The 19,888-nt window shown below is 42.1% G+C and carries 15 protein-coding genes; 11 read left to right on the top strand and 4 right to left on the bottom strand.

Annotated features, from left to right (window positions below):
• Positions 1-119: 119 nt before the first annotated feature.
• Both folB and O4M77_RS08215 read left to right on the top strand, forming a co-directional pair.
• Positions 120-500, top strand: a complete 381-nt coding sequence (gene folB / locus O4M77_RS08220) for a dihydroneopterin aldolase (RefSeq protein ID WP_004783828.1) — start codon at positions 120-122, stop codon at positions 498-500.
• Complete coding sequence (locus tag O4M77_RS08215; protein WP_323713314.1) at positions 457-891, top strand: 2-amino-4-hydroxy-6-hydroxymethyldihydropteridine diphosphokinase; 435 nt, start codon at positions 457-459, stop codon at positions 889-891. Before folB ends, O4M77_RS08215 begins: the two co-directional genes overlap by 44 nt.
• 433 nt (positions 892-1,324) lie before the next feature.
• Here the strand turns inward: O4M77_RS08215 and coq7 are convergent, their stop codons facing one another.
• A complete protein-coding gene (coq7, locus tag O4M77_RS08210; protein ID WP_004783823.1) occupies positions 1,325-1,960 on the bottom strand; it encodes a 2-polyprenyl-3-methyl-6-methoxy-1,4-benzoquinone monooxygenase in 636 nt (211 codons plus the stop codon).
• Between the two features lie 3 nt (positions 1,961-1,963).
• Entirely contained in the window at positions 1,964-3,283 is a 1,320-nt protein-coding gene (locus O4M77_RS08205; protein ID WP_180053424.1) for an MFS transporter, read from the bottom strand.
• A gap of 174 nt (positions 3,284-3,457) precedes the next feature.
• Here O4M77_RS08205 and O4M77_RS08200 point away from each other — a divergent pair, with 174 nt between their 5' ends.
• A complete protein-coding gene (locus tag O4M77_RS08200; RefSeq protein ID WP_180018583.1) occupies positions 3,458-6,214 on the top strand; it encodes an autotransporter assembly complex protein TamA in 2,757 nt (918 codons plus the stop codon).
• A 38-nt stretch (positions 6,215-6,252) separates the two neighbouring features.
• The gene (locus tag O4M77_RS08195) at positions 6,253-10,776 is read left to right on the top strand and encodes a translocation/assembly module TamB domain-containing protein (protein ID WP_323713313.1); all 4,524 of its coding nucleotides are present in this window, start codon (positions 6,253-6,255) and stop codon (positions 10,774-10,776) included.
• Between the two features lie 108 nt (positions 10,777-10,884).
• Here the strand turns inward: O4M77_RS08195 and xseB are convergent, their stop codons facing one another.
• Positions 10,885-11,079 carry an exodeoxyribonuclease VII small subunit gene (xseB, locus tag O4M77_RS08190; RefSeq protein ID WP_005235956.1) on the bottom strand — a complete coding sequence of 65 codons (195 nt, stop codon included), beginning with the start codon at positions 11,077-11,079 and terminating at the stop codon, positions 10,885-10,887.
• On the bottom strand, positions 11,069-12,340 hold the full coding sequence (gene xseA / locus O4M77_RS08185; RefSeq protein ID WP_004783810.1) for an exodeoxyribonuclease VII large subunit: 1,272 nt from the start codon (positions 12,338-12,340) through the stop codon (positions 11,069-11,071). The genes xseB and xseA overlap by 11 nt, the downstream gene beginning before the upstream one ends.
• 454 nt (positions 12,341-12,794) lie before the next feature.
• Here xseA and O4M77_RS08180 point away from each other — a divergent pair, with 454 nt between their 5' ends.
• The 7 genes from O4M77_RS08180 (at position 12,795) to gltS (ending at position 19,786) form a co-directional block, all read left to right on the top strand.
• Positions 12,795-13,244: an I78 family peptidase inhibitor gene (locus O4M77_RS08180; RefSeq protein ID WP_323713312.1), complete on the top strand. Its 450-nt coding sequence runs from the start codon at positions 12,795-12,797 to the stop codon at positions 13,242-13,244.
• Between the two features lie 112 nt (positions 13,245-13,356).
• Positions 13,357-13,716 (top strand): hypothetical protein, encoded by a 360-nt coding sequence (locus O4M77_RS08175; RefSeq protein ID WP_323713311.1) that lies wholly within the window; start codon positions 13,357-13,359, stop codon positions 13,714-13,716.
• A gap of 214 nt (positions 13,717-13,930) precedes the next feature.
• Positions 13,931-14,200, top strand: a complete 270-nt coding sequence (locus O4M77_RS08170; protein ID WP_323713310.1) for a hypothetical protein — start codon at positions 13,931-13,933, stop codon at positions 14,198-14,200.
• A gap of 297 nt (positions 14,201-14,497) precedes the next feature.
• A complete protein-coding gene (locus tag O4M77_RS08165; protein WP_004783803.1) occupies positions 14,498-17,137 on the top strand; it encodes a bifunctional aconitate hydratase 2/2-methylisocitrate dehydratase in 2,640 nt (879 codons plus the stop codon).
• Between the two features lie 73 nt (positions 17,138-17,210).
• Positions 17,211-18,200: a PD-(D/E)XK nuclease family protein gene (locus O4M77_RS08160; RefSeq protein ID WP_323713309.1), complete on the top strand. Its 990-nt coding sequence runs from the start codon at positions 17,211-17,213 to the stop codon at positions 18,198-18,200.
• 16 nt (positions 18,201-18,216) lie between these two features.
• A complete protein-coding gene (locus O4M77_RS08155; RefSeq protein WP_323713308.1) occupies positions 18,217-18,438 on the top strand; it encodes a hypothetical protein in 222 nt (73 codons plus the stop codon).
• Positions 18,439-18,562: 124 nt separating this feature from the next.
• On the top strand, positions 18,563-19,786 hold the full coding sequence (gene gltS / locus O4M77_RS08150; RefSeq protein ID WP_016659076.1) for a sodium/glutamate symporter: 1,224 nt from the start codon (positions 18,563-18,565) through the stop codon (positions 19,784-19,786).
• Positions 19,787-19,888 lie beyond the last annotated feature (102 nt).

Raw genomic sequence — 19,888 nt, 5'->3', positions numbered from 1 at the left:
GTCCTCCCTTTAAGAAAGGGAGGCTTTCATTACAAAATAAATAGAAGTGATGAAAGTCCCTCTGTATTAAAGAGGGATTTAGGGAGATTATTGGTAAATATTAAATTCCGAGTTTTAAAATGGACGCAATTATTATTGAAGGCTTAAAGGTCGATACAGTAGTCGGCTGCTTTAATTGGGAGCGTCAAATCATTCAGCCTTTAATGCTGGATCTAAACATTCGTACCAACTTAGAACAAGCGGCACAGTCAGATGAACTGGAAGATACTTTGAATTATGCCGAAATCTGCGAGATTTCAGCGCGGGTGATTCAGGAAGCTCAGCCAAAATTGATCGAACATGCAGCAAAACTGGTGCTAGACGCGCTTTTTGCTACCTTTGAAAGTGTAGAATCGATTATGATTACGATCCGTAAGCCTGCCATTATCGCGCAAGCCAATTCTGTAGGGATACGTCTTGAACGCCACCGCAACGATATTCGCCCTAGCACTGGCGAGTAATTGTCATCCACAGCAACATTTTCAGGCTGCCCAGCAACGGATCAGTGAGTTGGGGGAAGTCCGGTTTTCTCCAATTTACCTCATTCCATGTCGGGAGAGTATCGGAGCAGATTACTGGAATGCGGCCTGCCTCCTATACAGTGAAGTTTCTGTTCAAGATATGACAGATTTATTAAAGCAAATGGAAACGGATTCAGGGCGGGTGCGACCATCGCATCAGATCAGCCTGGATGTCGACCTGATTGCATGGGGAAATGATTTAAGCCAGATGGAATTTAATCCCAAAAAATTACCGCTTGCACTAGACGTAAAAATCCCGATGCATGACATCTGGTCTCATCCTGCATTTGGATATGATCGCCGTCTTCAATATCCACAAGTCAAAATTTAATCTGTATCTGAAATTAATCTAATGAATTTTTCAGTTTTATCTAAGTAGGGGATCTGTATTTGCCAAAAAACTGTTATTTACTTTTTCTTTTTATAAAAAATAACTAACAACACAATAATTGCGAATAGAATGCCAAGAATAATACCTGTTTCCATACGTCACCTTCAAAGCATTATTTTTTTGATAAATAGGTCATAGCTATTTAATAGTTATACCTGTCTCAATCGTTCTAGAATTTTAATAAATACGAGATGAAACCGGTTCGATTATAACAGCTGAATAAAAGAATAGAGTTTGATTAAAATGTGAACCGATATTCTGTTGGATAGATGGTTAAATTGATTGATCTGCACTCAAAAAAATCAATGAGTCATCTTGTTTAAGAATTCATGAGAATAAAAAAAGCCCTCAAAAAAAGGGCTTCATTTGATACTTAAATATAATAACTGGTTTTAGTCATTAACTTGGAAATACCGGTCATAGCAATCTTGACTGGAAGGGGTAAATCTACGCCGCCTGCAGCCAAAGCTGTATCACGGTGATGCAATTCATCTTCATTCATCTGTTCCAGAATGCGACGTGAGCGTTCATCTTGTGCGGGCAGTTGATTAATATGATGCTGTAAATGCATACTCACTTGGCGTTCGGTTTCTGCAACAAAACCCAGACTGTATTTGTCCCCCGCAATGCCGGCAATTGCACCCATCCCAAAGGAAAGGCCGTACCAGACCGGATTAAGTAAACTGGTATGGCTATCCAGTTCTTGTAAACGGTCTTCACACCAGGCCAGATGATCCTGTTCCTCAATTGCTGCCTGTTCCATTTCCCGACGTACATTTGGTAATTTCGCTGTTAATGCCTGTCCATGATAAAGCGCTTGGGCACAAACCTCACCACTATGATTCACACGCATTAAACCAGCCACATGACGGGCATCACTCACGGTAAGCTGGGTTTCAACCGGTTTTGCTGGATTTTCCCGTTGTGAGGAAGTTGTTCCTGGAACAAGACTGCGTAATGCCTGGTCAAAAGAATGAATAAGCTTATCGACACCTGTATATTGACGCATGAATTAATCCTCCAAAGGGGCTTTTGCGGTTTTGATCATCGGTTTCAATCTATAGAGCAGCCATAAGGTAAATAGACCACTCAACACTGCAGTAATACAGAAAAGTATTTTAAGATCAAACTCTAAAATGCTTAAAATAATAATCGAGAATATAGCAGAAGATACCATGAAAACGGCATTTAGGATGTTATTTGCTGCAACCACACGTGCACGATGTGAGCGGGGAGAATGCGCTTGCATCATGGCATACAGCGGCACGATATAAAAACCGCCACTGATGCCCAGTAAAGTTACCGCCAACATCACATGATAATAGCTCCAGCCTTGCTGGAATACATCTGCTAGGCCAAGTAACGCACCGGTACGTTCCGGTACAAAGGCAAGACTTGCGGCTAGATATAAGGCAAAGACTACAAGGCCAATGGCGCCAATCGGCACCATTTTGATATTGACCTCAGTACCGCCTAATCTACGGCATAAATAAGAACCTAAGCCGATTCCGACAGAGAAAAAAGTTAAAAGCAGACTGGCGACATTTTCAGAAGCATGCAGGTTTTGTAAAGTAAGCTGTGGAATCTGGGTCAAATAAGTCGCACCATAAAACCAGTACCAGGAGTTACCCAGCAGAATTAAAAAAACCAGCGGTAAACTTTTAGCATATTTAATGGTCTGAAAGCTGGTCCGGAAAAAGTTCCAGTCAATATTGATTTCGGGTGCTGGAATACTCTGCTTCAGAATATAACGACTGGAGAGATAGCCAACCACGGCAATACTTAACACCGTCAGGCTGATCCAGATCAGATTGCCTGTAGAAGCAGCAATGACTGCACCACCCAGAATCATACCGAATAAAATTGCTAATGAAGTGCCTGACTGGAATAGTGCATTACCTGACATCAATTCATCCGGTTTTAATACTTCAGGCAAAATGGCATATTTAATCGGGCCGAAAAAAGTGGATTGAGTGCCCATTAAAAACAGGGCAAACAGAAGAATCCATAAATGACCGAGCAGGAAGCCAATGGTGCCCAGAATCATGATCACAATTTCAAAAATCTTTAAATAGCGAATCAGCTGGGAACGTTCATATTTATCTGCAATCTGGCCTGCCGTCGCAGAGAAAATAAAATAAGGCAAAATGAACAATAGTGCAGCAAGGTTATTTAAGGTGCTAATACTGGCTGATTGTTGCTGAATCCAGCCATAGGTAATCACCAGTAATAATGCCTGTTTAAAAACATTATCATTCAGTGCACCAAAAAACTGGGTCAGGAACATGGGTAAAAAGCGGCGGCTCGCTAACAAATGTTCATTGTTGTTCATATAAGACGTGCTACATTAAGATTTATTAAGAAATGTGAGATATACGTAAACATTGAGAAAAATCATGTAAGATACTTTCGTCCATGTAAAGGCAAAACCCAATAATTTAAGTTCTTTAGCTTATCTTTTTCGGTCAAATAATCAATTAAAGAATGTATTCGTTTAGAGTTTGCTATGCCCGCAAAGAGAAAATTTAAACAAACGATGCTGAATCGTAGTATGGGGTCTCTCGTACCATATCATGGCCGAGCCAGGCTATGTATGAGTATATTTTTCATGATGTTATCGCATCAGGGCATGGCACAGACCGAGCAGACGGAAACTCCGGTAGCACTCTCTCAGGCAGAAATGATCGAAGAGTTATCCCAGGAAGCCGTTCGACAAGGGGTAGCTACGACCGAAGCTGAAGCGACAGAAAAAGTTGAAGAAGCCTTAGAACCTCAAACTTCGACCGTAGATAGTATGCAAATGCTGCAAGAGCAGCAGAATATGGGAACGTCTCTGGGTGAATTTCAGCCAATTGAGTTTGATGATTTAGAAAGCCTGCCGGTGCAAACGATTGACCAGAGCATGGCCAATGAGATTTATAAGGTCGCAGAAGAAGCGAAACGCGAAGCGCAAGCCTATCGCCAATCAGCGCAAACTGAAACCGTAGTCAATGACATGAGTCAGCAGGAACTGGTTGAAATCAATCAGGCACCTGTGAATGTTGATCAGCTTATGCAGTCCATTCAGGCCGATAGTCAGATCATCGTGCAAAGAAATGAGTCGGGTGCGACCTTATCCGAATTGCCTGCACCAACAACGCCTGAAAATGACAAACGTCCGAATATTTTCAAACGACTGTTTTATAAAATCCGTCCACCTCGCCAGATTATGACCGCCAGTTTGCCTCGGATCAGTGCAGATGTGGTCATTGTGAATGGAAATGGCACTGCGCAAAGCAATGGCGGATTGAATCGTAAAGCCCAGTCAGAAGGTTATACGAATCTCAGAAATAATGTAAAAGCTAAACTTTCCAGCTTTACCCAGGAATCCTTTGAAGATTTTTCATCTGCATTACCGCAACTCCGTAATCTGTCCAATCAGGCTGCCCAAGCTGTAGGTTATTACAATGCCCAGTTCAGATTTGAAAAATTATCTGACAGTCGGGTTAGAGTCTATGTGACTCCGAATGAGCCGGTCATTATCAATACCCATAATATTGAGTTTAGTGGCCCAGGTGGTGAACAGCCGCAGTTCCAGGTTATTAGTCTTCTACCGGAACAGGAAGAAGGTGATATCTTTAACCATGGGGATTATGAAAAAACCAAAGACCGGATTAATACCGCAGCCAGCAATAATGGTTATTTTGATGCGTACTGGCGCTTGCATGATGTGCGCATTGCCCAACCCGAAAATACAGCCGATGTGAACCTGCGCTTTGAAACAGGTGAGCGTTATAAACTGGGTAATGTAGAGTTCAGGATGAGTGATCCTGAAAAAGAATTTCCGCTAAATCGTGATGTACTGGAAAGTCTGGTTACTTGGGAAGATGGTGCTGATTACACCTTCTGGCGTGTAAATAGCCTGGCCAACAACCTGACGAACTCACGTTATTTTAACTATACGCTGGTGGATGCGATTCGTCCTGATCCTATTGATCGAGAGCTGGAACTGGCACCGGATATTCAGAGTCTGATAGAAGAACAGAAGTTTTCAGAAGATGAAATAGGTGTGGCCAAGAAAGCTGCACCGGCATCCGATCAGGAAGTTACCCAGGATGTGGTAGATGAAGATCAGTTCGCTGGTAGTCGTGATGCAGAGAATCCAAACTTAAGAACCTTGCGGGTTCAGCAGCAGACTAAAGAAGACGAAGAAGAGCGTTTAAAGGCTCAGGCTCGTGAAGAGAAAAAAATTCCGGTGATCGTGACACTGAATGCAGACCGTCTTAACAGTGCTGAAGTCGGTCTGGGTTATGGTACGGATACCGGAACACGCCTGCGTGGACAATATCGCCGCGCGATCGTAAACAAGCGTGGTCACTCATTTGATGCCAACCTTGAATTGTCACAAATCCGTCAGTCAATTGATGGTCGTTATAATATTCCATACAACCATCCACTTAATGACTATATCAGTATCGTAGGTGGTTATGAGCGTGAAGAACGTGATGGTGTGGCCCAAGGTGATGGCCTGTTAATTGAATCCGCGGTACTTGGTGCTGACCGGATTATTAAAAATCCGCGTGCTAATTGGCAACAAACCTACGGTCTACGTTACCGTCTGGATCGTCTGACGCAGGATGGTTCGGTTGATTTTAGCCAGATTCCGGAAGCATTCAGATTTAATACTGAAGATGAACAGCAGTCTTTACTGGTGGGGTATGAAGTTTCCCGTACTGATAGTGATCGCCGCGTGAACCCGACCAAGGGCTTTAAGCAAACCTATAAAGTCGAATTGGGCAGTGAAGCTCTATTGTCTGATGCCGATATGGCGATTGTGAATGCAGGCTGGCGTTTTATCTATTCACTGGGTGAAAATGCCGATCACCAGTTTGTTGGACGTGCGGATCTGGGTTATATCTTTACTGAAGATTTTGCCAAAGTACCTTATAACCTGCGCTATTTTAGTGGCGGTGATCAAAGTATCCGTGGTTTCGACTATAAAAGTCTTTCTCCGGAAATTGAAGGCTTTAAAGTGGGCGGACAGGCTTTGGGTGTGGCTTCACTGGAGTATAATTATCAGTTCAGGGAGGGCTGGCGCGCTGCAGTATTTGCGGATGCCGGAAATGCCTATAATGAGGATTTTAGTAATCCGACAGAATATGGTGCGGGGCTGGGGATTCGTTGGGCTTCACCGATTGGCCCAATTCGTTTAGATGTGGCGACCGGACTGTCGGATGACAATTATCCGATTCGTTTGCATTTCTTTATTGGCTCGCAGTTATAAAACATTTATTAATTAAAAAATAGTTATTTGGGTAGATCATGGTCGAAAACCAACCACAGCCAGAACAAGAGCAACAACCTGAAGTTGTGCCGAAAAAGCGCCGTATCTTTAGAAGTATTCTATTGTCGGTCCTTTTTTCTCTTATTTTTCTGCTGTCTGTACTGGCGATCCTGTTTTCTACCGATAAAGGTAGTAAATTCCTGCTTGATCAGGTGATGCAGCGCCAGGAAATCATCCATTACGAATATGAAGGCGGAAATCTGTGGCGCGGGATTATCCTGAAAAATGTTCTGGTTACCCTGAAACCGGTCGATGTCAAAATTGATCGTGCTGATGTCAAGCTGGGTTGGCGAGCAATTATCAAAAAAGAAATTCATCTGACTGAAGCAGATGTACTGAATTTACAGATTATTAATAAAAATCCGCCAAGTGATGAGCCATTCAAGTTCAATGCTATTCGTTTACCGTTTGTATTGCGGGTTGATCATTTACTTCTCGATCACTTGGTGATTAAAACCCAGACTAATGCAGTTGATTTTTATAATATCGAACTGAATGAAGCATTATGGTCAGGTACCGAGCTGAATTTCGAAGATTCCCGCATGGATATGGGCTATCTGTCAGTACGCGAAGCTACTGGGAAAATGCAGTTTGAAGGCAAGTATCCACTAGATGCACGTGGTATTTTAAATCTGCCTTCACTCAGAGAAAGCCTGAATATTCATGATATTCAAGTACGTGCTAGAGGTACACTGGATACCATTCAGGCCGGGGTCGCGACCAACACTCCAGATTTGCTGACAGGCTGGGCGGTTCTGCACCCGATGCGTCCTAATGTACCTATGCGTGGTGAACTCCAGTTTAAACAATATCACTGGCCAATCCTGACAGAGCAAAAACTGTTTACGAAAGATGGTGTGGCTGAGTTTAATGGGAATACCAAGCGCCTGGATTTGAATGTCCGCACCGATATTGAAGGTGAAAATATCCCGAATGGGCAATATACCGCAGTGATGTATACCGATCTGGTCAATCAGCTCAATATTACTGATTTAAATGGTCAGCTGATGAAAGGCTCGGTAAGCCTGGCGGGTACTGTAGGCTGGGCTGATCGGGTGGATTGGGATCTGACAGGTCGCATGAATGGGATTGATCCGAAACATCGGCGAATTCCACAGGTGGTGCAGGACTTTCTGCCACCGAGTCTAGATGGCAATATTGCCTCTACTGGTAACCTGGAAAATGGCCTGCATCTAACAGGACTGGTTGATTTTGACCGCTATGAAACCTGGAATATCAAGCTGGATCAGAAGCCGGTTAATGACAATAAAGCTCAACCGATGTTACTGGATGTAGCCTGGAAAAATATTGACCGTGCTGTGCCTTATATCGGCTGGTTAAAAAGTGAATCAGGCGATGTTGATCTGGTACTGGTCGAAGGCCAGCAAAATATTCATGTCGCTACCCAGGTTGCTCAGCATGAAGAAGGGCTGTTGCCGACAGGAATGTATCAGGCACAATTGAACCTGAAAAATAACATCCTGAATGTTCCAAGTTTTAAATATAGTGGAAATGGACAGGCCGGCAGTCTAACAGGTAATGCACGAATTGAACTGCCAGAAGAAAAACGTCAGCTCAGATGGTCCGCAGTATTAAATGCCCAGAACCTGAATACTCAGACTCTGGCTGCAGCTTCACCAATTGACCGCTTGAATGGTCGGGTAAAAGCCAGTGGTTATGCACGCCTGAATCAGCAAATTATTAATCTCAGCGGTGTAGATCTGACCGGACGACTGGCTGCGCAAAATGAAACCGTTCACCTGACAGGTAATAGTAATATTGCCTTGTTGTTCCATGATGAAAAAGCAGGCGGCGGATTCAAAAGTTATGCGATCAATTATGATGGTGCATTAAGTGCCAGCCAGATCAAGGCCAGTCAAGGATTGTTAAAACTACGCTTGTCGGGTACGCCTGATATGCTGAATATCAAGGAACTGCGTCATGATGGGGTCGCTGGAAAAATTAATGCCAATGGTCAGGTGAATCTGGCAAATGGTATTGGCTGGAATGTAAATGCCTCTCTGGTGCGTTTTAAACCTCAGTATTTCAATGCCAAGCTTAAAGGTGAATTGTCTGGCAATCTGCAAACCCAAGGTGTCTGGTCAGATGCAGTGAAGCGTGTCCAGATTCAACGCTTAAATCTGGCCGGTATGTTGAATAATAAACCGGTACGCGGTAAGGGTAATCTGGCTGTATTGATTGACTCCAAGCAGCGTGGTTTTGTACCGCAGCAGTTTGAAGCCAATAACCTGTTCTTATCTTATGCCAGCAACCAGCTACAGGCCACAGGTAATGCGCAGAATTTGCAACTTAAAGTGAATGCGCCGGCATTATATGAGCTTTATCCGGGATTAAGAGGCCGGGTACAAGGCTACATCAATATGCAGGCACAACCGCGTTTACAAGCAACTGCGAATCTGGCAGTGGATAATTTTACCTTCAAGAACCTATTTAGCGTAGACAAGATTCGGGTACGCGGTCAGTTGCCGACTTCACAAACCACACCGACCTTATTGACTGCGACCATGGATCAGTTGCGTAGTGGCAATAGACAGATTGTACGTGGTGAAGTTTCACTAGCTGGAACGCGCGCCGCGCATGTACTGCAAGTTCAGGCTGAAAACAAGCTGTCTAAATTTTTTGTTCAGCTGGCAGGTGGTTTTAATGCACAAAATAATTGGTTAGGCCAGATCCAGCGCGGTGATTTCGACTCACTGCGTACCCATCTGGTGCAGCGTCAAAATGCAGCTGTGATTTATAACACTGCACAGTCGGATCTGTTTGTTGGCGCTCATTGCTGGATGAGCCAGCAAAGCCAGCTCTGCTTTGATCAGCCAATTCGAGTGAATAAAACTCGAGGTAGTGCTTCATTTATTACCCGTAACCTGGATCTGGCTGACTTTAGTGCCTTCCTGCCAGAAGGCATAGCATTAACCGGTAAAGTGAATGGTTATGCCAAGGCAGCTTGGGCACAAGGTGCTAAACCGAAAATTGATGCACGTCTGGTAACCCGCAATGGGGTGATCGGCTTATCTTCTGATGATCCGGAATATTTAGGCTCGACCTTAAAATATGATGAAGTGGGGCTGGTCGCAAAAAGCGTGGCTGCCGGTCTACAGATTCGTCTGGATGTGAAAACACCAGATATTGGTACTGGCTATGCCAATGTGATTATTGATCCATATCGTGACAATAAACCAATGCGTGGCGAGATTGCCTTTAACCAGGTTCAGCTGAAGGTCTTTAAGCCATTCATTCAGGATGTGCGTAATCTGGATGGTACCTTGTCTTATGCAGGTAAAATTAGCGGAACGTTAACCGATCCATTACTTGAAGGTGAAATTCGGGTTAAGGACGGGGCGATCAGCATGATTTCATTGCCAGTCAATCTGACCAATGTGCAGCTCTATTCATCAGTCCGCCAAAATACCGCGACTATTAATGGTGCATTTAACAGTGGCCGTGGCGCTGGTAAATTAACCGGCTCTGTAGACTGGAAAGGTGATCCACGCGTACAGCTCAAACTTCAGGGCGAAAATCTGTTGATTCGTCAGGCACCGCTGATTACTGCAGTGGTTACGCCTGACCTGACCTTGGATATGTATCCGTTCAATAAAAAATTAAGCTTGAGTGGCAAGGTCGATGTTCCTCGTGCACTGATTTCCATGCCTGAAGCCTCTGAACCTGTCGTGGGCTTGTCTTCTGATGTTCGTGTTGTACGTGAAGGAGATGACCAGCTCGCCATTCTGAAAGCGGCACGTCCATGGGATATTCGCGCAGATGTTGCAGTGTCGTTAGGAAATCAGGTGATCTTCCAGGGCTTTGACAGCCGTATACCACTCTTAGGTCGTGTCAATCTGACGCAACGTGGTATGGAATCTGCGATGCGTGCCAATGGGGCGATCGGGGTATCACAACGGGTGAAAATTGAAGCCTATGGACAAAGTCTGGATCTGAACCGTGCGATTGCACGTTTTAATGGTCCATTGTCCAATCCAACCCTAGATATTGATGCCAATAAATCCATTCAAGGCAGCACGGTGGGTGTGCGTGTTACAGGTACAGCTTCAAGTCCTGCCATTCAGGTGTATAACGATGCTGGTCTGTCTGAACAGGAAGCGTTGAATGCCTTAATTACAGGTCGTATCAATGAGGGGGCTTCAGGTTTAAGTCAGGCGGAAGGCTTCAGATCTGATGTAAACAACACCATTGCAGCCGCAGGGATCAGTCTGGGCCTGGGTGGTACGCGTGCCTTGACCAACCAGATTGGTCGTAGCTTTGGCTTGAGTGGTCTGGCACTGGATGCACAGGGCACAGGGGATGATACTCAGGTGTCTGTAACCGGTTATATTACGCCAGACTTGTATATCCGTTATGGGGTTGGCGTATTTACCCCAGTGAACAAGCTGACTTTACGTTATCAAATGAATCAGCGTTTATATCTGGAAGCCAGTCAGTCTTTAGAACGTGCAATTGACTTGTTCTATAACTGGCGGTTCTAATCTAATAAAAAGCCCTCTCAGTGAGGGCTTTTTTATAGGGAAGAGATTTCAAAATAGCCTAAGCTATTTAAATCATCAGCCTATACTGATTTAAGGTATTTAATAAAATTAATCCTTGAATGTCTCGTTCAATGCATTCTGAACGGCTTCCACTCGGGATTTACAGGCTTTATACGCCTGCATAGACTCTTCAACGATTTTCATCAGATTATCAATATCTGGTTCTTGCTGAGATTCAAGTAATTCAGCATTCTTTTTCAAGATGTCATAGCCTTCTTGAAAGCTCAAAGTATCATGACTCATGGGGAGTTACCTGCGTAAGTTGTGCTGAAAATAGGCCATCGTGTAATTCAACCTGAACGGGTTGTTGGACATCAATTTGATGGATTGAACGAACCACATGTTCTTGCTGGCGCACAATGGCATAGCCTTTGGACAAAACATGTTTGGGATTTTGCAGCAGTGTTTCCCGCATCAGGGCATCTAGCTGCTGGTTAATCAGTTGGGTCTGTTGCTGGGCAAGGTTAGAGGTGTTGGACTTGAGCTGCTCTAAACGTTGCAAGGCATTCATAATCTGGTGATTGGCCAAATTTTGGATTAGCTTTAGATATTGCTCATTCTGGCTTTGATAAGCTTGAATTTGCTGTTGAGAAAGTCTCTGGATACTTTGCAGGTTATTTATAACTTCTTGCGTCAGCTCGACGACATGATTGCGAATTCCAGCAATCACTTTACTTGGTGTGTCGAAAGAACGATGAGCAATTTCATCCAGAATCGTCCTGTCTTTTTCATGACCAATACCAACCCAGACGGGAACTGAACGTTTGCAGAGCAGGGCAGCCAATGCATAGTCATTTAAATAAGCCAGATCATTGACTGCACCACCGCCACGGATGATTACGATCAGGTCAGGCGCGTTATGATAAGTTTGTGCCCACTGCTTTAAAGCTTGTGCCAAGCTTTGCATGATGCTTTGCGCTGCCGTATTTCCCTGAAAGGTCGCACTGTGATAGATAAATTCGCATACCTGAGCTTTTTGTAAAGCATCAGCATCTTTCTTGAAATCGCCCAGACCTGCAGCCTTTTCCGGAGCAATCACCAGAATCCGGTTGAGGTCAAAAGGTGTAGGCAGATTTTTATTGCGATCAATCAGACCTTCGGTTGTCAGTCTCTCTACAATCTGCTGATAACGTCGGGCTATATCACCCAAGGTATATCCAGAATCAATCTCTGTAATATTTAAGGAAAACCCATATTGCGGATCAAAGCTGGCTTTGACTTTGATTAAAACCTTAAGGTCCCGGCTTAGCTCAATACCACTTTCACGTTCAAATTGCGTCACAATTTTCTGTGCAGCAAATTTCCAGATGGTGGCCCGGCAACTGGCAATGACCTGATCATTGTCAGGATCTTTTTCTGCCAGTTCCAGATAGTAATGGCCAGCTTTGATATTTAAATTTCGAATCTCAGCTTTGACCCACACCGGTGTATCGAAAGTGATTTTAACCACTTCCTGAACCGTAGAAAGGTATTCTTTTAAAGAAAGCTGGAGATCGTCTTGCATGCCGAGATAAAGTTTAAAATTCAATCAAATATTAAAGCAATATGGCCGCTAGTACAAACATCAAGCTTCGTGCATAAAAAAGGCAAGGACAAAGAAGCTGGGCAATAATTAATTTAATAATCTAAAAACAAAATATTAGAGTAATGCTTGGTTGATGAAGGGTAATAAACACTTTGTATAATAATGTAATGACATTGTCATCTTTAAGCCATTCCAATAGTTAACTAAAACTAAATTTTGGCTATTTGAAAAAAGAAACCACTTTTGAAGGTTGATTATTGGTTAAAGTAAATCATAGGAAATAGTGAGAACTTAAATGGGATTAAACCTAATGATATTAAGAAATAATCCTGCCGCTTTTTACAGAATTACAAACACTCAAGCCTTTTCAGATCTGACGCTATAAGTGGAATATGCTACATTAAAGGCGAATTCCTTTAGAAGAATACCGCTCATGAAAAAAATAATTTTATCTGGTTTGTCCGGATTATTTGCATCCATCCTCCTTGCTGGCTGTAGTACGACCCAGTCGACTGACTCAAACTCAGCATCATTAGGAACAGCGAATCCAGCGAGTGCCTATTGTATTAATCAAGGTGGAAAGCTAGAGATCCGTAATGAAACTAATGGGCAAGAAGTGGGCTATTGTCATTTAAAAAATGGGCAAGTGGTCGAAGAGTGGGAATATTTCCGCGCAAACCAGCCTAAATGTATCGCTGATCAGGCGGCTGCACTGGTGGGTCAATCCAATTTAACTGAAGCGCAAATCAAAGAAAAAACCAAAGCTCAAATGGTACGCATGGTTGCACCTGGCCAGCCTGTCACTATGGATTATCGTGAAGAGCGTGTGACGGTCACTGTAGATCCAGCCACTAAGAAAGTAGTTCAGGCAAGTTGTGGCTAAGATATGAAATGATACTTTCGGGCAGGCAGTATCAATAAGAATAAGTAGAAATTTCATTTTAAATGACAAATCTGTGCTGATCTCTTATAGTGCCTCTCGGAAGGAGAAATTCATGAAAAAGTTATTTGCTTTATCGCTGATGGTTGCTCTGGTCGGTTGTGCAGAGAAAAAACCTTTAACCCCTGAAGAGCAGTGGCATGGCTATTGTCGTAGTGTGGGGAATGCTGCACGGACCATTATGCTGGATCGTCAGAATGCGATCGAGAAAGAAAAGGCTGTTGAGCATGCCAACAAGATCGATGATGACATTACTCGCGGTTTTATCCTGAATATTATCGATGAAGTTTATGCACTTCCGGAACAGGAAATTAAGACCGATGTAGATGCAGCCCGTGAGAAAGTCCGTGCTGAGTTTACTGAAAAATGTATCACCACACCGCATGATAAAATGCCAGATTACAAACCGTTCTAAGGAACGGTTTTTTTATATCTAAATAAAGCAAACTAAGGAATCTTCATTCAAATTAAATAGTGGTTTATAGATATAAGAATATTCTTCTAATAATAAAAATAGCCTAAGCAACATTAAATATAATTTGTGACAATTGCTAAATATAAAATATAGAAATGCTTATCTTTATATTGAATAATGAATTTAACTCCAAAGCCTTGAGGAGAACAATAATATGGACGTCGTGAAGTATTTATATCACTCAGATCTGCTGTTAGAAGATGAAAAAGGATTGGCGATTATCGGTGGCGGACGCTATGTTCTGAGTGTAGGAGACAAGGTCGTGATTAAGCAGATCTTGGTGCAGGACAAAAAACGCTGTTTGGTCGAGATTTCCTTTGCCAGCAATAACCACAGTCAGACCTATGAAGATCAATGTGAATTAAAATTTGAGGGTTGTCGGGACGCTTTTCAGCAATATTTGAACTCGACGACAGTCCACTAAGGTGGAGTATCTTTTTCTAAGTAAATCAGGCAACATCGATGTTGCCTTTTTTATGCGTCAAATTTGGTTAAAAGTTGTCATATCTGTATTTAAATTATGCAAGGCGATGATGATTTGTTTATTGAATGATCTTTATAAGCATCATTTAGTTATAAAATAATGAGCATCACAAAGAAACACTGTACTTGCATTAACTTTTAACTGGAATTTTAGTAAAATTTTAGAGTCCATATTATTTGTGAAGCTTTTATAAAGCAGGAATTCACAGGTAATTTTTTAAAAAAGAGGAATAACACCGTGCTAGAAGCTTACCGCCAACACGTTGAAGAACGTGCCGCACTCGGAGTCCCACCGAAGCCACTTGATGATGCTCAAACTGCTGCATTAGTTGAATTATTAAAAAATCCCCCAGCTGGTGAAGAAGCATACTTAGTTGACTTGCTTGAAAACCGTGTTCCAGCGGGTGTTGACCAAGCTGCATACGTAAAAGCTGCGTTCTTAGCTGCATTGGCAAAAGGCGAAGCGACTTCTCCACTAGTTTCTAAAGAACGTGCGGTTTACTTACTAGGCACTATGCTTGGTGGTTATAACGTTGCTCCTTTAGTTGAACTTCTAGAAGACGCAGAGCTTGGTGGTCTTGCTGCTGAAGCTTTGAAAAAAACGCTTCTTGTATTTGATGCGTTCCATGACGTAGCTGATAAAGCACGCGCAGGTAATGCAAATGCAAAAGCTGTTCTTCAATCATGGGCTGACGCTGAATGGTTCACTAACCGTGCAGACGTTCCAGAAGAAATCAAACTGACAGTTTTCAAAGTAACTGGCGAAACTAACACTGATGACTTGTCTCCAGCACAAGACGCTTGGAGCCGTCCAGACATTCCATTGCACGCAAATGCAATGCTGAAAAACGAACGTGATGGCATCAACCCAGAAGTTCCTGGTGAAGTTGGTCCATTAAACCAAATTAAAGACCTCATCGCGAAAGGCAACAAAGTTGCTTACGTAGGTGACGTTGTTGGTACAGGTTCTTCTCGTAAATCTGCAACTAACTCTGTACTTTGGTTCTTCGGTGACGAAATCGCTCATATTCCTAACAAGAAAGAAGGCGGTTACTGCTTAGGTTCTAAAATTGCTCCGATTTTCTTCAACACTATGGAAGACGCTGGTGCGTTACCAGTTGAAATTGACGTAGCAAACATGAACATGGGTGATGAAATCACTCTTAAAATCGACAAGGCTGCTGCTAAAGTAACTGCGTTCAAAGACGGCGCTCAAATCGCTGAAGCTGACCTTAAAACTCCAGTACTTCTAGACGAAGTTCGTGCGGGTGGTCGTATTAACCTGATCATTGGTCGTGGTTTGACAACTAAAGCACGTGAAGAGCTTGGTCTTGAGCCATCAACTCTGTTCCGTACTCCAGTCCAACCTGCTGACACTGGCAAAGGCTTCACCCTTGCTCAGAAGATGGTTGGTCGCGCTTGTGGTCTTCCTGAAGGTCAGGGTATCCGTCCAGGTACTTACTGTGAACCACGTATGACTACAGTTGGTTCTCAAGATACAACTGGTCCTATGACTCGTGACGAATTGAAAGACTTGGCTTGCCTAGGCTTCTCTGCTGACCTGGTAATGCAATCTTTCTGTCACACAGCTGCGTATCCAAAACCAGTTGACGTTCAAATGCAACACACGCTTCCTGATTTCATCATGAACCGTGGTGGTGTTTCTCTACGTCCAGGTGACGGTATTATCCACTCTTGGTTAAACCGTATGCTTCTTCCAGATACCGTTGGTACTGGTGGTGACTCACATACTCGTTTCCCAATCGGTATTTCATTCCCAGCGGGTTCTGGTCTTGTAGCATTCGCTGCAGCAACTGGTGTTATGCCACTTGATATGCCAGAGTCTGTTCTTGTGAAGTTCAAAGGTAAAATGCAGCCTGGTATCACTCTACGTGACCTAGTACATGCAATTCCTTACGTAGCGATCCAAGAAGGTGACCTGACTGTAGAGAAGAAAGGTAAGAAAAACATCTTCTCTGGCCGTATCCTTGAGATCGACCTGACAGAAATGGAAACTGACCTGACTGTTGAGCAAGCATTCGAACTTTCTGATGCTTCTGCTGAACGTTCTGCTGCTGGTTGTGCGATCACGCTTTCTGAAGAGAAAGTTGCTGAATACCTACGTTCTAACATCACTATGCTGAAGTGGATGATTTCACAAGGCTATGGCGATGCTCGTACTATGGCGCGCCGTGTTGAGAACATGGAAAAATGGTTGGCTAATCCATCACTTCTTAAAGCTGATGCTGACGCTGAATACACTAAAGTATACGAAATCGACCTTTCTACAATTACAGAACCAGTTCTTTGCTGCCCGAACGACCCAGATGATGCGAAACTTCTTTCTGACGTTCAAGGCGTAAAAATTGATGAAGTATTCATCGGTTCTTGTATGACTAACATCGGTCACTTCCGTGCAGCTGGTAAACTTCTAGACAAAGTACCTGGTGGTTCTTTATCTACTCGTCTATGGTTGGCTCCTCCAACTCGTATGGATGAACACCAATTGATGGAAGAAGGTTTCTACAATACTTATGGTAAAGCTGGCGCTCGTACAGAAATGCCAGGCTGTTCACTGTGTATGGGTAACCAAGCACGTGTAGCTCCAAACACTACTTGTGTATCGACTTCTACTCGTAACTTCCCGAACCGTCTAGGTCAAGGTGCTAACGTTTACCTAGCATCTGCTGAGCTTGCTTCTGTTGCTGCTGTATTGGGTAAATTACCTTCTCCAGAAGAATACCAACAGTACGCTGCTCAAATCGACAGCATGTCTGCTGACATCTACCAATACTTGAACTTCGACAAGATGAGCGAGTATACAGATGCTGCTAAAGACATCGATACTAAGAAAATTGCTGCTGCTCAATTAGCTTAATTTGTTGAAAAATAAATTAAATTGAGTTAGAAATAAGGGCTGATTAATCAGCCCTTATTTTTTGAGTATAAAAATGCATAAACCGAATATATTTACATATGCAACAAAAGAATTATCACAAGATGCTTTTATTTTTTGGCTATTAGATCATGCAAATCCTAAATATAATAATATTAATCAGGATTTAAAAAATTGTGCTTTAAACTTAATATCAGAATTTTTTAAATTAGAAAATAAGGAAATGCCAAAGAATATTGAAAAATTTAGTCTTTCAAAACAATATCAAAATATAGATATCTTATTAAAATTAAATAATTATTCTATTGTCATTGAAGATAAAACTGCAACAAAATCTCATGGAGATCAACTAACCAGATATAGAAATATTATTTCTTCAGAGGTAGGTGAAGAAAACGTTTTAGCAATATTTTTTAAAACGCATGACCAGTCAAATTATAAAAAAGAAATAGCAGATGGATTTAAGATTTTTTCTAGAGATAGATTAATTTCTGTATTAGACAATTATACGTCTATACCAAGTGATATTTTTAATGATTTCAAAGATTATATATATTCTATAGAAAATGAAGTTAATGCATATGTTCATAAAGAAGAATGGAATCATAAAAATTGGGTAGGATTTTTTAAGTATTTGCAAAAAGAATTAAATCGTGGTGATTGGGGATATGTCCCTAATCAAAATGGTGGGTTCATGGGGTATTGGTGGGCTTTTCAAAAAAATGAGAGCTGTTGGCAATACCTTCAAATTCAAGAAGATAAACTTGTTTTGAAAATAAATGCTTTGAAACCTGAAAATTACACAAAATTTAGAAATTATTGTTATAAATATTATATAGAAAAGGCTAAGCAAGAGAACTTAAGTTTTAAAAAACCAGCACGTTTTGGTAACGGCGAAACAATGACAATTCTTACGGCTGAATACTTGACTAAAGATAAGGACTCAAAATTAATTGATATCGAAAAAACTATTCAAAATTTAAAGTCATATACAGATTTTATTGAAAAATATGCTTTAAAAGAGAATGATTTTACATCTTTATAATTTTAATTAATAAACTATGCCCAAACAATCCCGATTCCTCTGTATTGGTGGGTTCCTCAATGGAACCCAAGTGAAAGATCAAGGCGACAGCTTTGTCTGCGTCGAAAATGGTAAACAGGTGACTTACCATAAAAAGGAAATCTTCCATCAAGATGCTTGGGATCATGATTATTATGTTTGTGAAAGTACGACAGACCAGCAAGCACACAATTGGGTTTATGATATTCCATCGTATTAATTGAATCTATTTAGGACATAAATTAAACAATTACTAGAAACAATAACTTGCATAACATTTCTAAAATTGATTTTTCATACTGTTTTCCTAAAACTGTATGAAAATAAAGCTAATAGGGAATGTTATGAATTATGAAATCGATGCCTTTGGCACCTTGGTGATTGCAGTATTTTTTCTTTTTATTGGGCGGTATCTTGTTAGTAAAATTAGCTTCTTTAGAAACTATAACTTACCTGAGCCTGTAATCGGCGGTCTAATCGCAGCGATTACAGCTTTTATTCTCTATAAATTTTTTAATATCAGTGCCACATTTGACTCAGAAATTCAAACCATTCTGATGCTGATGTTCTTTACCTCTGTTGGTTTAAGTGCAGACTTTACCAAGCTCAAAGAAGGTGGGAAATCACTGCTGATCTTTCTGGTCTGTGTCATTCTATTTGTAGTTGTACAAAATGCGGTTGGCATGAGTTTAGCCACAGCACTTGGGCTTGATCCATTGATTGGTCTGATTGTCGGTTCTGTTACCTTAACGGGTGGACATGGTACTGCCGGTGCTTGGGGTGAAGTGCTTGAAACTCAATATGGAATACAGGGGGCAATTGTCCTCGGAATGGCAAGTGCTACTTTTGGTTTGGTTATTGGTGGGCTTGTGGGTGGTCCGGTTGCCAAATTCTTGATTAAACGAAATCAGTTGGCAGAGACAGTAGCGCAAGAGACCAATGAACAACAACTCGATACTAGCATCAACACCGCACCCTTCGAATATCCAAAGAAAACCCGGTTGATTACAGCCAGTAATGCAGTGTCGACTTTGGGGATGTTTGCACTATGTATATTTGTTGCGAATGAAATGACAGAGATCAGTCAGGGAAGATGGTTTGAACTACCGACCTTTGTCTGGGCTTTAGGGACAGGGGTGATTGTACGTAACTTCCTAGAGCATGTACTGAAAGTCGATATTTTCGACCGTGCCATTGATGTATTCGGAAATGCGTCATTATCCCTGTATTTATCTATGGCTTTACTGTCACTGCAACTCTGGTTACTGGCCGATTTGGCAGGCCCGCTCATTACCATTTTGTTTGCGCAGACAGCGGTACTGATTTTATTTACCGCAATTGTGACCTTTAGGATTATGGGAAAAAATTACGATGCAGCCGTATTGGTAGCAGGGCATTGTGGTTTTGGTATGGGAGCAACCCCGACTGCGATTGCCAATATTCAGGCAGTTACCAATAGCTATGGTCCATCGCACAAAGCCTTTTTGATTGTACCGCTATGTGGTGCATTTTTTATTGATATTGTGAATGCTGTGGTGATTCAGAGTATCATTGCATTTTTCGGTTAAATTTTAATACGACTTCAAAATCATATAGACATTAAAAAGCCCCATGGTTAGGGGCTAGTCGTATGCACATCTGAGGCACATACTGTAAGAGGCTCATCTCAT

It is taken from the genome of Acinetobacter sp. YWS30-1 (genome assembly GCF_033558715.1).
Taxonomy (GTDB): Bacteria; Pseudomonadota; Gammaproteobacteria; order Pseudomonadales; family Moraxellaceae; genus Acinetobacter.
Note: the sequence above shows the minus strand (reverse complement) of the source record. Positions and strands in the feature narration are given on the sequence as shown.